This is a genomic window from Citrobacter sp. UYEF32 (genome assembly GCF_040546205.1).
GTDB lineage: Bacteria > Pseudomonadota > Gammaproteobacteria > Enterobacterales > Enterobacteriaceae > Phytobacter > Phytobacter diazotrophicus.
On the sequence record NZ_JBEPNI010000003.1, the window covers coordinates 587487 to 600550 of the forward strand.

At 52.7% G+C, this 13064-nt stretch carries 10 protein-coding genes and 7 tRNA genes; 1 reads left to right on the plus strand and 16 read right to left on the minus strand.

Features of this window, described 5'->3' with window-relative positions:
* Window positions 1-201: 201 nt before the first annotated feature.
* The 5 genes from lnt to miaB all read right to left on the minus strand — a co-directional run bounded on the left by lnt (window position 202) and on the right by miaB (window position 5926).
* Window positions 202-1740: an apolipoprotein N-acyltransferase gene (gene lnt, locus ABIB59_RS11055; RefSeq protein ID WP_079498376.1), complete on the minus strand. Its 1539-nt coding sequence runs from the start codon at window positions 1738-1740 to the stop codon at window positions 202-204.
* 5 nt (window positions 1741-1745) lie between these two features.
* The gene (gene corC, locus ABIB59_RS11060) at window positions 1746-2621 is read right to left on the minus strand and encodes a CNNM family magnesium/cobalt transport protein CorC (RefSeq protein ID WP_041852121.1); all 876 of its coding nucleotides are present in this window, start codon (window positions 2619-2621) and stop codon (window positions 1746-1748) included.
* Between the two features lie 102 nt (window positions 2622-2723).
* Entirely contained in the window at window positions 2724-3191 is a 468-nt protein-coding gene (gene ybeY, locus ABIB59_RS11065) for an rRNA maturation RNase YbeY (RefSeq protein WP_041852120.1), read from the minus strand.
* Window positions 3188-4234, minus strand: a complete 1047-nt coding sequence (locus ABIB59_RS11070) for a PhoH family protein (RefSeq protein WP_041852119.1) — start codon at window positions 4232-4234, stop codon at window positions 3188-3190. Before ABIB59_RS11070 ends, ybeY begins: the two co-directional genes overlap by 4 nt.
* 267 nt (window positions 4235-4501) lie before the next feature.
* On the minus strand, window positions 4502-5926 hold the full coding sequence (gene miaB / locus ABIB59_RS11075) for a tRNA (N6-isopentenyl adenosine(37)-C2)-methylthiotransferase MiaB (RefSeq protein ID WP_041852118.1): 1425 nt from the start codon (window positions 5924-5926) through the stop codon (window positions 4502-4504).
* A 146-nt stretch (window positions 5927-6072) separates the two neighbouring features.
* On the opposite strand from miaB, the gene ubiF reads away from it, so the two are divergent.
* Complete coding sequence (gene ubiF, locus ABIB59_RS11080) at window positions 6073-7248, plus strand: 3-demethoxyubiquinol 3-hydroxylase (RefSeq protein WP_041852117.1); 1176 nt, start codon at window positions 6073-6075, stop codon at window positions 7246-7248.
* Window positions 7249-7253: 5 nt separating this feature from the next.
* Here the strand turns inward: ubiF and ABIB59_RS11085 are convergent, their stop codons facing one another.
* The 11 genes from ABIB59_RS11085 to nagC form a co-directional block, all read right to left on the minus strand.
* On the minus strand, window positions 7254-7829 hold the full coding sequence (locus ABIB59_RS11085) for a hypothetical protein (protein ID WP_354035420.1): 576 nt from the start codon (window positions 7827-7829) through the stop codon (window positions 7254-7256).
* Window positions 7830-7977: 148 nt separating this feature from the next.
* A tRNA-Gln gene (locus ABIB59_RS11090) sits at window positions 7978-8051 on the minus strand.
* A gap of 77 nt (window positions 8052-8128) precedes the next feature.
* Window positions 8129-8203 (minus strand) — tRNA-Gln (locus ABIB59_RS11095).
* Window positions 8204-8252: 49 nt separating this feature from the next.
* Window positions 8253-8329, minus strand: a tRNA-Met gene (locus ABIB59_RS11100).
* A 27-nt stretch (window positions 8330-8356) separates the two neighbouring features.
* A tRNA-Gln gene (locus ABIB59_RS11105) sits at window positions 8357-8431 on the minus strand.
* A 34-nt stretch (window positions 8432-8465) separates the two neighbouring features.
* A tRNA-Gln gene (locus ABIB59_RS11110) sits at window positions 8466-8540 on the minus strand.
* Between the two features lie 23 nt (window positions 8541-8563).
* Window positions 8564-8648 (minus strand) — tRNA-Leu (locus ABIB59_RS11115).
* Window positions 8649-8657: 9 nt separating this feature from the next.
* Window positions 8658-8734, minus strand: a tRNA-Met gene (locus ABIB59_RS11120).
* Between the two features lie 229 nt (window positions 8735-8963).
* The gene (gene asnB, locus ABIB59_RS11125) at window positions 8964-10628 is read right to left on the minus strand and encodes an asparagine synthase B (protein WP_041852112.1); all 1665 of its coding nucleotides are present in this window, start codon (window positions 10626-10628) and stop codon (window positions 8964-8966) included.
* Window positions 10629-10913: 285 nt separating this feature from the next.
* Window positions 10914-11666 (minus strand): HAD-IIA family hydrolase, encoded by a 753-nt coding sequence (locus ABIB59_RS11130; RefSeq protein WP_071193860.1) that lies wholly within the window; start codon window positions 11664-11666, stop codon window positions 10914-10916.
* Window positions 11667-11834: 168 nt separating this feature from the next.
* Window positions 11835-13055 carry a DNA-binding transcriptional regulator NagC gene (gene nagC / locus ABIB59_RS11135; RefSeq protein WP_041852110.1) on the minus strand — a complete coding sequence of 407 codons (1221 nt, stop codon included), beginning with the start codon at window positions 13053-13055 and terminating at the stop codon, window positions 11835-11837.
* Between the last annotated feature and the right edge of the window lie 9 nt (window positions 13056-13064).

The following is a 13064-nucleotide window of genomic DNA, read 5'->3' on the forward strand; positions in this document are numbered from 1 at the left end:
TACCGCACCGTTTGAAGGCAAAAATCTCCCATTGCACCACTTTAGTGCTGTATGCGATCCGTCATAGTGCGTGCTATCCGCACATCGGGGAAAATCGCCGTTACATGGATTTATTTTGCAATTGATGTGCCAGAAATGGCATTTGAGGAAAAGAGGGTGAAAGCGCCCTCTCTGGTCAGAAAGAGGGCGCGGAAGGGGTAATTACTTGCGGCGTTGCCGCAGGCTCATGATCAGCGCGCCAAAACCGAGGAGCGCGGTCAGAACCCACAGAGGCCAGTTACCCATGCGGGCATAAGGGGTCAGGCCGGAGGTCGGAGCGACTTTGGTGGTCAGGACCTGCCGGGTGAACTGCGGGAGCATCGCCTGGATCTCACCGGTTGGCCCAATCACTGCCGTAATGCCGTTATTCGTGCTGCGCAGCAACGGACGCGCCAGTTCCAGCGAGCGCATCCGCGCCATCTGGAAGTGTTGCCACGGGCCGATCGATTTACCAAACCAGGCATCATTCGAGATGGTCAGCAGGAAATCAGTATCCGGGCGGAAATTATCTCGCACCTGCTCACCGAGGATAATTTCGTAGCAGATGGCCGGCGTCAGCTTATAACCGTGGGCAGACAGCGGAGGCTGAATGTATGGCCCGCGACTGAATGATGACATGGGTAGATCAAAAAACGGAGCCAACGGGCGCAGGATAGATTCCAGCGGGACAAACTCACCAAAAGGTACCAGGTGATTTTTGTTATAGCGGTCGGTAGAGCTGTAGCTATAGGCGCTGTCTTTTCCAAGAGTGATGACGGTGTTGTAGGTGTCGTAACGGTTCTGCTGATTAAGACGCGCGTCCACAATTCCGGTGATAAGCGAACTGTCATTCTTGCGCATCAAATCATCCATCATGCCCAGGAAGCGCTGTTGGTTGATTTCGAGATCAGAAATGGCAGATTCCGGCCAGATGATGAGCTGTGATTTGCCCAATTCCGGCTGGCTGGCATTGAGGTAGATTTTCAGCGTATCCAGCAACTGACCTTCATCCCACTTGAGCGCCTGCGGGATATTGCCTTGTACCAGCGATACCTGCGTCGTTCTTTCCGGCAGCAACTGATACCACTGGATATAGCGCAGCGGGAAGGGCAGAGCAAAGAGCACCAGCGCCACGATGAAAGGACGCCAGCAGCGTGTCGCCGCCGCGAGGACCAGTAAACCGCTTACTGACATCAACAGGAAGGTAATGGCATCAACGCCTAATATCGGCGCCAGCCCTTTCAGTGGCCCGTCAATCTGGCTGTAGCCAAACTGTAGCCAGGGAAAGCCCGTCAGCACCCAGCCGCGCAAAAACTCACTCAGTTGCCAGATGACCGGCGCTGCTACCGCGACGCGCAGCCAGGTTGTTTTGGGCCACAACCGGGAAAGCACGCCTGCGAACAGCCCGGTATAGAGCGAAAGGTAGGCGGCAAGCAGAACGACCAGAAATACGTTTACCGGCCCGGGCATCCCACCGAATTGTGCGATGCTGACATAAACCCAGTGAATACCGGAGCCAAACAGACCGAGTCCCCAGAAATAACCTACCCAGGCGGCTTGCGCCGGACGTCGGTTAAGCGTGAGCGCTTGCAAACCCATCAGGGAAACAATTGCGGCAGGCCAGATATCATAAGGAGAAAAAGCCAGCGTTCCGCTGGCTCCGAAGAGTAGCGCCAGCAGCAAACGTACGCGCTGGCGTTCAAACAGTGGGGCAAATGCCATTTACATTACTCATCCAATTTCGGAACGGGGGAATCGTCCGGCATTCTTACATGAACCTGAATAATACGTCGACTGTCCGCCATGGCGACTTTAAATTGGTAACCATCAATATCAATGGATTCCCCACGCGCAGGCAGATGCCCGAAGGCCTGCATAACCAGACCACCAATAGTATCGACTTCGTCATCGCTAAAGTGGGTGCCGAAGGTTTCGTTGAAATCTTCGATAGACGCAAGGGCGCGCACGGTCCAGGTATGGCGGCTGAGCTGGCGGAAATCGATATCTTCTTCGTCGTCATATTCGTCTTCGATTTCGCCGACGATAAGTTCGAGAATATCTTCGATAGTGACAAGGCCCGAGACGCCGCCGAACTCGTCAATCACAATAGCCATGTGGTAACGCTGGGAGCGAAACTCTTTAAGCATCCGGTCAACCCGTTTGCTTTCCGGCACCACCACGGCCTGACGTAACACTTTTTCCATGCTGAAGGCTTCGGCATCGCTGCGCATAAACGGCAGCAAGTCTTTGGCCATCAAAATCCCTTCAATGTGATCCTTATCTTCGCTGATCACCGGAAAACGCGAGTGTGCAGACTCAATGATAACGTCGAGACATTCATCAAGGCTTTGGTTGCGTTTCAGGGTAATCATTTGCGAGCGGGGGATCATGATGTCGCGAACGCGCTGGTCGGCGATGTCCATTACCCCTTCGAGCATTTCGCGCGTATCCTGATCGATAAGCTCGTTCTGCCCGGAATCACGGATCAGCTCCAGTAACTCATCACGGTTTTTGGGTTCGCCGTGAAAAAGTTGGCTGAGTAAAAGGGAGAAGAATCCCTTCTTGTTGTTAATGTCGCTACTGTGTGAATTGTCGTCGCTCATGGCGTCGTTTGGGTTCTCATGTTAGTGGTTCTGTCGCCAGGACGCGCAAACTCAGCGCCTGGCAGCATTTTCTGTCAGCACGGCAATGGGTTGCCGCACAGACTACTCCTTCTCGGAAATGTACGGATCCTCATACCCCAGAGCAAGCATTATCTCTGTTTCGAGTCCTTCCATCTCTTCGGCTTCGTCATCTTCAATATGGTCGTAGCCCAGCAGATGCAGGCTACCGTGAATCACCATATGCGCCCAGTGCGCATCAAGTGGTTTATCCTGTTCTTTGGCTTCCTGCTCAACCACCTGGCGGCAAATGATCAGATCGCCCAGCAGCGGCATTTCGATGCCCGGCGGCGCTTCAAACGGGAAAGAGAGCACATTTGTCGGCTTGTCTTTCCCACGGTAAGTCAGGTTTAACTCATGACTTTCCGCCTCATCCACCAGACGGATGGTGACTTCCGCTTCTTCCTGGAATTGCGGAATGACCGCGTCCAGCCAGCGCTGAAACTGTGCTTCTTCCGGCAAACCGCCGGTCTCTTCACATGCCAGCTGTAAATCGAGGATCACCTGACTCATTTTTGCTCCTGCTCCTGGGCTTCGCGTTTGCGCTCGGCTGCCTGTTCCGCCCGGCGTTTTTGATCCGCCTCTTCCCAGGCTTCGTAAGCATTCACGATGCGTGCGACAACAGGATGACGGACAACGTCTTCGCTATGGAAAAAGTTAAAACTGATTTCTTCGACTTCCGCCAGTACTTCAATGGCGTGGCGCAAGCCGGATTTAACATTGCGTGGCAGGTCAATCTGCGTCACGTCACCGGTGATGACCGCTTTGGAGTTAAAGCCAATACGGGTCAGGAACATCTTCATCTGTTCGATGGTGGTGTTCTGGCTTTCATCAAGAATGATAAAAGCGTCATTCAGCGTGCGACCACGCATATAGGCCAGCGGCGCAACTTCAATGACATTACGCTCAATCAGCTTCTCAACTTTCTCAAAGCCGAGCATCTCGAACAGCGCGTCGTAGAGCGGTCGCAGATAGGGGTCCACTTTCTGGCTTAAATCACCCGGCAGGAAGCCCAGTTTTTCCCCGGCTTCCACGGCTGGACGGGTCAGCAGAATACGGCGAACGTCCTGACGTTCCAGCGCATCCACCGCCGCGGCAACCGCCAGATACGTTTTACCTGTACCCGCCGGCCCCACGCCAAAAGTGATGTCATGATCAAGAATATTGGCGATGTACTGCGCCTGATTTGGCGTACGGGGTTTAATCACGCCGCGTTTAGTTTTGATATTGACCGCTTTTCCATACTCCGGCACGCTCTCCGCGCTCTGTTCAAGCACGCGGGCTTCTTTGATAGCCAGATGGATCTGTTCCGGTTCGATATCCTGAGTTTGCCCACGCATGGGGGCCGTATCGACATAGAGGCTGAGCAAAATATCTGCAGCAGCGTTCACGCAAAGGGTACGTCCGGTGAGTTTGAAGTGATTATCGCGACGGTTAATCTCGATGCCCAGTCGCCGTTCCAACTGTTTGATATTGTCATCAAACGGTCCGCACAGGCTCAGCAGGCGAGCATTGTCAGCGGGTGTCAGGGTAATTTCACGGGTATCTATGTTCAAACTGTTCCTCTTATTCAGATAGTGCCGAATGGAGCCTGGCTAACACAGCCTGAGGCCGTCAGCCTTATAGAGAATTATTCACGCCATGGAATAAAGGCGCAAGCATTGCGATGGATATAAGGGCGGGAAGGGGAAATGCAAGGGCTGCTCAGTCATACTCAGCCGCAGATTCGTGGTTTTGCACGCGCTCCGGTCGCATCATCATCTCTGCGACCGGGCACTTGCCTGCTGTCTTTCTGCAACGTTGAGCAGCCAGAACCGTGAAGATTAAGGTTGGTAGAGACCAACGCCGATATCATTCTCTTTACGGGTACGGGCGATGACCGATTCTGGCGACTGCGCTATGCGCAGGCCCATTTCGTCTTCGGTACGCACCACTTTACCGCGCAGGGAATTTGTCCAGACGTCGGTGATTTCCACGTCAACGAATTTCCCAATCATCTCCGGTCTGCCTTCGAAGTTCACCACGCGGTTATTTTCGGTACGGCCTGACAGCTCCATGATGCTCTTACGGGACGTTCCTTCCACCAGGATGCGCTGAGTCGTGCCGATCATCCGGCGGCTCCAGGCCATTGCCTGCTGGTTGATACGTTCCTGCAGAATATACAGGCGCTGCTTTTTATCCTCTTCCGGTACGTCATCTACCATATCGGCCGCAGGCGTTCCCGGACGGGCGGAGAAAATAAAGCTGTAACTCATATCGAAATTCACATCGGCAATCAGCTTCATGGTCTGCTCGAAGTCCTGGGTCGTTTCGCCAGGGAAGCCAACAATAAAGTCAGAGCTGATCTGAATGTCCGGACGTGCGGCACGCAGTTTGCGGATGATCGCTTTGTATTCCAGCGCGGTATGGGTACGGCCCATCAGGTTCAGTACGCGGTCAGAACCACTTTGTACCGGCAGATGCAGGAAACTCACCAGCTCCGGCGTATCGCGGTAGACATCAATAATATCGTCGGTGAATTCGATCGGGTGGCTGGTGGTAAAACGAATACGGTCAATACCGTCAATCGCCGCCACCAGACGCAGCAGATCGGCGAAGGAACCGGTGCTTCCGTCGTAATTCTCACCGCGCCAGGCGTTGACGTTTTGGCCCAGCAGGTTAACTTCACGTACGCCTTGTGCCGCCAGTTGCGCGATTTCAAACAGGATATCGTCACACGGACGGCTCACCTCTTCGCCACGGGTGTAGGGCACGACACAGTAAGTGCAGTACTTATTGCAGCCTTCCATGATGGAGACAAAGGCGGTCGGACCTTCGGCTTTCGGTTCCGGCAGGCGGTCGAATTTTTCGATTTCCGGGAAGCTGATATCTACCACCGGGCTGCGATTGCCGCGCACGGAGTTGATCATTTCCGGCAGACGGTGCAGCGTTTGCGGTCCAAAAATAATGTCAACATAGTGGGCACGCTGGCGAATATGGTCGCCTTCCTGAGATGCGACGCAACCGCCGACACCAATGATCAGGTCTGGATTTTTTTCCTTTAATAATTTCCAGCGCCCCAACTGGTGGAAGACTTTCTCTTGCGCCTTCTCGCGGATTGAGCAGGTATTAAGCAGCAGCACATCTGCTTCTTCGGCCACTTCGGTGAGTTGATACCCGTGAGTGGCATCCAGCAGATCGGCCATCTTCGATGAATCGTACTCGTTCATCTGACAGCCCCAGGTTTTGATGTGGAGTTTTTTTGTCATCGACTTGCTCATGCTTTGTTTAATGGCCCAATGCAGGGCGCGTATTGTAATGCTTTGGTCGCGTGCTGACCAGTATGACGCTTGTCAGACTCAAGATGTAAAAAATCCGGTAAACTTAGGAGATTCTCGTTTAAGGATAATGGGCCATGATAAATCAATCTACTGAGGTCGCGGTTGTCGGCGGCGGAATGGTCGGCGGGGCGCTGGCGTTGGGTTTAGCGCAGCAGGGTTTTAGTGTCACGGTCATTGAACAACATGCGCCGCCTGCCTTTGACGCGACGGCACAACCGGATGTGCGTATTTCGGCGATTAGCGCCTCCTCCGTAACGCTGCTCCAGACGCTGGGCGTCTGGGATGCGGTTCAGGCGATGCGTTGTCACCCATGGGAGCGGCTGGAGACCTGGGAGTGGGAAAACGCGCATGTCGTCTTCGACGCGCGTGAGTTAAAACTGCCGTTGCTTGGCTATATGGTCGAAAACAATGTCTTGCAGCGCGCGCTGTGGGAAGCGCTGGAACGCCATCCACTGGTAACGCTGCGCGTACCTGCGGCGCTCAGTACGATGCGACAGAACGATGAGTATCACGAGCTGACATTTGAAGATGGCGAAACGCTTTCGGCGAAGCTGGTGATTGGTGCTGATGGGGGGAACTCCCGGGTGCGCCAGTGTGCCGGTATTGGCATTCACGCCTGGCAATATCAGCAATCCTGCATGCTGATCACCGTAGAGTGTGAGCGCGCGCCCGGTGAGAGTACCTGGCAGCACTTTACCCCCAACGGTCCGCATGCTTTCCTGCCGTTATTTGACTACTGGGCATCGCTGGTCTGGTACGACACACCTGCCCGTATTCGGCAGTTGCAATCGTTAAATATGGTGCAGTTACAGAAAGAGATCGCGGCACATTTTCCATCCCGCCTGGGGCATGTTATGCCCGTCGCTGCTGGAGCGTTCCCGCTCGCGCGCCGCCACGCACTGCAATATGTACGCCCAGGGCTCGCGCTGGTGGGGGATGCAGCGCATACCATCCATCCGCTGGCGGGGCAGGGGGTAAACCTCGGCTATCGCGATGTAGACTGCCTTTTAGACGTGCTGACAAGGGCGCGCAGCCACGGTGAAGACTGGGCAAGCCTTTCGGTGCTCAAACGCTATCAGACACGCCGTATGGCGGATAATTTTATTATGCAAAGTGGCATGGACTTGTTCCATGCCGGGTTCAGTAACGATCTGGGCCCGGTACGCGTGCTGCGTAATATCGGTTTGATGGCGGCGGAACGGGCTGGGGTACTCAAACGCCAGGCGTTGAAATATGCGTTAGGACTGTAAAGCTATCATTTGACCGTTATCAGAATACTAAGCCCTGGTTTGCCCTTAAAAGCGGCTTCATACCAGGGTGAGTCTGCTGATTGTAATCGCACCTCATACCGGCGGGTAAAAACGGTAACCAAAGAGGCTATCGTGGAATAAGCGGTTTTAACCAGGATGGCGAATATCAGGAAGATGACCAGCAATGTCCCCCCGGTGTAATCGTTGTAGGCACTGTCGAGATACAGAACGTAAAAAATCAGCGCATGCAGAATGAGCTTACAGATCAGTGAGCGTAAATAGAATCGGTGCAAAGCCTCAGGGCTCTTAAAGGCGATTTCTTCCAGGTTGTGGCGTGTCTCCTGTACCGGAATGCCAGGAAGATAAACAATCCACTCAGAAACGCGCGCTCTTAGCCTAAGCCTGTTGTTGCCGCTCAGGATGTGTATCCTCATACATAGCGCAACCGGGTAGCCTATGCCAAAAAGGAGAAGATAGACTGCCCCGGCACTCACACCCACAAAGACGGATGAGGAGATAAGCAGTGCCGTAAAAAATGTCAGAGGTTTGAGGAATGCATACCAGCAAAGTTGGTAGTTCATAGAACTGCGCCTTGATAAGTCTTTATTTGACAATAGCTTATCTGTTTTGGACTATGAATGAAGGCCGCAGGCAATTTTTCAGAATTGATAAAAGCCGTGGGGGAGAAAAGCAAAAAGCCCGCCGAAGCGAGCTTTTTGCTTTTTTATGTGGCTGGGGTACAAGGATTCGAACCTCGGATGGCGGAATCAGAATCCGCTGCCTTACCGCTTGGCGATACCCCAATAGGCGTGAAATTTTACGCGTTAACGATAAAACTTCAACCTTTGCGTCTACCCGAAAGCAAACGACTTTTTGAAATTGGCTGGGGTACGAGGATTCGAACCTCGGAATGGTGGAATCAGAATCCACTGCCTTACCGCTTGGCGATACCCCAACAATTTTTTACTCAGGTTAATGTTTTTATGAACATCAGCCTTTGAATATGGTGGCTACTACGGGAATCGAACCTGTGACCCCAGCATTATGAGTGCTGTGCTCTAACCAGCTGAGCTAAGTAGCCAAATTTTACTGCAAACCAGTCACCGACTGGCTGGGGTACCTGGATTCGAACCAGGGAATGCCGGTATCAAAAACCGGTGCCTTACCGCTTGGCGATACCCCAATACCGTCGCGGTGAACCGCAAACATCAAAAATATGGCTGGGGTACCTGGATTCGAACCAGGGAATGCCGGTATCAAAAACCGGTGCCTTACCGCTTGGCGATACCCCATCCGTGCAACGCTTATTGGTGAATGGTGCGGGAGGCGAGACTTGAACTCGCACACCTTGCGGCGCCAGAACCTAAATCTGGTGCGTCTACCAATTTCGCCACTCCCGCAAAAAAAGATGGTGGCTACTACGGGAATCGAACCTGTGACCCCAGCATTATGAGTGCTGTGCTCTAACCAGCTGAGCTAAGTAGCCATCTTTTTTTCGCGTTACCTTATCGGCGTTGCGGGGCGCATTATGCGTATTGGGCCTGACAGCGTCAATACCTTTTTCATCGAAAATTGCCGGAATGTGACTGTTTGGTTAGGTTGCGAACAGCGTGACGCATAATTCGGCAATTATTGGTTATTTATCGTTTTTGTATAGCAAAACATATGCAGAAATAAAAAAAAGGCCCCGCAGGGCCTTTGACGATAACAATCGCTTATTTGTAAGCGGACTGGTGTACGCCAACCGCACGACCTGATGGATCGTTCATGGATTTGAATGATTCATCCCACTCGATTGCTTTTGCAGAGGAGCAAGCCACAGACGGGCCGCCAGGAACACATTCAGCGGCGCTGGGTACCGGGAACAGCTCTTCAAAGATTTCACGGTACAGATACGCTTCTTTCGAGCTCGGCGTGTTGTACGGGAAACGGTAGCTGGCTGTCGCCAGTTGCTGATCGCTAACCTGCTGTGCCGCTACTTCTTTGAGTGTATCGATCCAACTGTAACCTACGCCGTCAGAGAACTGCTCTTTCTGACGCCATGCAACGCTCGCCGGCAGATAGGATTCGAAACATTCGCGCAGGACGTGTTTTTCCATTTTGCCGTTGCCGCACATTTTATCCTGCGGGTTGATGCGCATCGCTACATCGAGGAATTTCTTATCCAGGAACGGCACACGCGCTTCTACGCCCCAGGCGGACATCGCTTTGTTAGCACGCGCGCAGTCGAACATATGCAGCGCCTGCAGCTTACGTACGGTCTCTTCATGCAACTCTTTGGCATTCGGCGCTTTATGGAAATAGAGGTAGCCGCCGAACACTTCGTCAGAACCTTCGCCAGACAGTACCATCTTGATGCCCATCGCTTTGATTTTACGGGACATCAGATACATCGGCGTAGAGGCGCGAATGGTGGTCACATCGTAGGTTTCGATGTGATAAATCACGTCGCGAATCGCGTCCAGACCTTCCTGCACGGTAAAGTGGATTTCGTGGTGAACCGTACCCAGATGGTTTGCCACTTCCTGCGCAGCTTTCAGGTCCGGAGCCCCTTTCAGGCCCACAGCAAAGGAGTGCAACTGCGGCCACCAGGCCTCAGAGCGTTCCTGATCTTCCACACGGCGTGCGGCGAATTTTTTGGTAATAGCGGAAATGACAGAAGAGTCCAGACCGCCCGAGAGCAGAACGCCATACGGTACATCTGACATCAGGTGACTTTTCACAGATTCTTCAAGCGCCTGACGCAGTTCGTTTTTGTCAGTGACGTTATCTTTCACTGCGTCATAGTCGAACCAGTCACGCTGATAGTAAGAACGGATTTCACCGTCTTTGCTCCACAGGTAGCTACCCGCCGGGAACTCTTTGATGGTACGGCACACAGGGACCAGCGCTTTCATTTCGGAAGCAACATAAAAGTTACCGTGCTCATCATGGCCCATATACAGCGGGATAATGCCGATGTGGTCACGACCAATCAGATAAGCGTCTTTTTCGCTGTCATACAGGGCGAAAGCGAACATACCTTGCAGATCGTCGAGGAATTCTGGGCCTTTTTCCTGATACAGCGCGAGGATAACTTCACAGTCAGAACCGGTCTGGAACTGGTAGCGATCGCCATATTCCGCACGCAGAGCCTGGTGGTTGTAGATTTCGCCGTTAACGGCCAGCGCATGTGTTTTTTTCTCGTTGTACAGCGGCTGGGCACCTGCATTGACGTCAACAATTGACAGACGCTCATGGGCAAGAATCGCTTTATCGCTGGCATAAACGCCAGACCAGTCCGGGCCGCGGTGGCGCATCAGGCGGGATAATTCGAGCGCTTTTTTACGCAGCTCAACCGCGTCGGTTTTAATATCCAGTACGCCAAAAATAGAACACATAGACTTCTCCGTTACTTTAAGGCAATGCAGTGTTGTGTGAGTGCAGACGCCGCGTCATCGCGTTGTCTTATTGCTTGTTTAAGAAAATGCCGCAAAGGTGTGACGCGCGCAAGCGTTTTACAGCCTGGAAAGTAAAAAGCGCAATGGCGATTGCCGAATGCTGAAAAAAGAACATGAATTGAGCTGAGCTATTGATGAATTCTCAATTTTCAGCGCATTTTATTAAACGGTCTGTTTTTTATTGGTGCGGAAAATGAAAAACCACGTCCGGGGACGTGGTTTCGTTTAAAAAATGTCGATTTCAGCAACCGAAGGGTAAATCCATGAAGGACGGAACGGCATGCTGTCGATATCATCCAGCGTTGATACGCCAGAGAGTACCAGGATAGTCTCCAGACCCGCCTGGAAGCCCGCAAGAATGTCGGTACGCAAATTGTCGCCGACAATCACCGTCTGCTCTGAATGCGCCTGCATAGTATTGAGCGCGGCGCGGATAATCCACGGACTCGGCTTGCCGACGTAGAAAGGCTCGCGGCCGGAGATTTTTTCAATACCGGCGCACAGCGCGCCGCAGCCAGGGTAGTAACCGCGTCCGTGGGTGTCCGGGTTGGTGGCAATAAAGCGCGCACCGTTGGCGACGAAAAAGGCCGCCTTATGCATCATTTCCCAGTTGTAGGAACGCGTTTCGCCCACGATAACGAAATCCGGGTTGATATCCGTAATGGTAAACCCGGCTTTATAGAGTTCGTGAATCAATGCGCCTTCACCGACTACGTAAGCTTTTTTCCCTTCCTGACGTTTAAGGAAGTCAGCCGTCGCCATCGCAGAGGTATAAAAGACACTGGCTGGTGCATCTATACCGGCAGAGGCAAAGCGGTTAGCCAAATCCTGCCCCGTCTGGGAAGGATAGTTGGTGAGCAGCACCAGCGGCATCCCTTTTTCCAGGATTCGATGAATAAACTCCGCTGCGCCCGGCACGGCGACATTATCGTGCATCAACACGCCGTCAATATCACAGATTACGTTCTGAATGGTCATGGACTACCCGGTAAAAAAAGAGAAGCAATAACTATAACCGTCATACTTCAACTTGCCTATGCGTTGGTGACGTTTGCGCGGCCCGGTCACTTATCTCAGTAAGTTCCTGAGCACTTATGCGCTTGCCGCCTTTATGCAATTCGAGTTATTGAGGATATCTAAACCCTGTCAGCTTTCCAGCAAGCGTTGCAGCAGCATGCCGTTGAGCATGGCGCGTTTCACCAGGGCAAAAGCGCCTATCGCCGAGCGATGGTCAAGGGTGGATCGCACCACCGGAAGATTTTTACGGAATGCTTTGAGCGACTGGGTGTTAATGCAACCTTCAATAGCAGGCAGCAACACTTTCTCCGCTTCAACAATCTCCCCGGCGATGACCACTTTTTGCGGATTGAAGAGGTTAATGGCAATGGCGATGGTTTTACCCAGATGGCGACCGACGTACTCAATCACTTCACACGCCAGCGCGTCGCCTTTATTTGCGGCCTTACAGATATTTTTTATCGTGCAGTCATCCAGCGTTACGCGGCTTTGGTAGCCCTGTTCCAGCAGATGCCTTACGCGTTGTTCAATGGCGGCATTGGCGGCGATGGTTTCCAGACAGCCAAAGTTACCGCAATGACATCGCTCGCCGAGGGGTTCTACCTGGATGTGACCAATTTCACCTACATTACCGTTGCGACCGATAAAAATGCGCCCGTTAGAGATGATTCCTGCCCCGGTTCCGCGATGAACACGCACCAGAATGGAATCCTCACAGTCCTGACTTGCCCCAAAATAGTGCTCTGCAAGGGCCAGACTGCGGATATCGTGACCGACGAAACAGGTTAATTTGAAACGTTTTTCCAGGGCGTCCACCAGCCCCCAGTTCTCAACCTGAATATGCGGCATATAGCGAATGACGCCGCTTTCCGGGTCGACAAGGCCTGGTAAAATGACCGAGATGGCGATCAGTTCGCGGATCTTACGCTGATTGCTTTCGATAAAGGCGCTGATGGTGTTCAGCAACGCGTGTTCCAGCGTTTCCTGCGTCCGCTCCGGCAGAGGATAATGCTCTTCCGCCAGCACTTTGCTGCTCAGATCATAAAGGGTGAGGGTAGTATCGGACCGTCCAAGACGCACACCAATAGCCTGAAAATTACGGGTTTCGGTAATGATAGAGATAGCGCGGCGGCCCCCGGTGGAGGCCTGCTGATCAACCTCTTTGATCAGGCCGCGTTCAATAAGCTGACGCGTGATTTTTGTCACGCTGGCGGGCGCAAGCTGGCTCTGCTCGGCAATTTGAATACGCGAAATAGGGCCAAGTTGATCAATCAGGCGGTAAACCGCCGCACTGTTAAGTTGTTTAACGAGATCAACGTTACCAATCTGAGCTTGTCCGCCTGCTGTCATACCTTTTAT

Bases quoted from the DNA above. Each gene is read 5' to 3' on its own strand.
- lnt (WP_079498376.1), bottom strand. From the start codon at position 1,740: ATGGCATTTGCCCCACTGTTTGAACGCCAGCGCGTACGTTTGCTGCTG.
- corC (WP_041852121.1), bottom strand. From the start codon at position 2,621: ATGAGCGACGACAATTCACACAGTAGCGACATTAACAACAAGAAGGGA.
- ybeY (WP_041852120.1), bottom strand. From the start codon at position 3,191: ATGAGTCAGGTGATCCTCGATTTACAGCTGGCATGTGAAGAGACCGGC.
- miaB (WP_041852118.1), bottom strand. From the start codon at position 5,926: ATGACAAAAAAACTCCACATCAAAACCTGGGGCTGTCAGATGAACGAG.
- ubiF (WP_041852117.1), top strand. From the start codon at position 6,073: ATGATAAATCAATCTACTGAGGTCGCGGTTGTCGGCGGCGGAATGGTC.
- ABIB59_RS11085 (WP_354035420.1), bottom strand. From the start codon at position 7,829: ATGAACTACCAACTTTGCTGGTATGCATTCCTCAAACCTCTGACATTT.
- asnB (WP_041852112.1), bottom strand. From the start codon at position 10,628: ATGTGTTCTATTTTTGGCGTACTGGATATTAAAACCGACGCGGTTGAG.
- ABIB59_RS11130 (WP_071193860.1), bottom strand. From the start codon at position 11,666: ATGACCATTCAGAACGTAATCTGTGATATTGACGGCGTGTTGATGCAC.
- nagC (WP_041852110.1), bottom strand. From the start codon at position 13,055: ATGACAGCAGGCGGACAAGCTCAGATTGGTAACGTTGATCTCGTTAAA.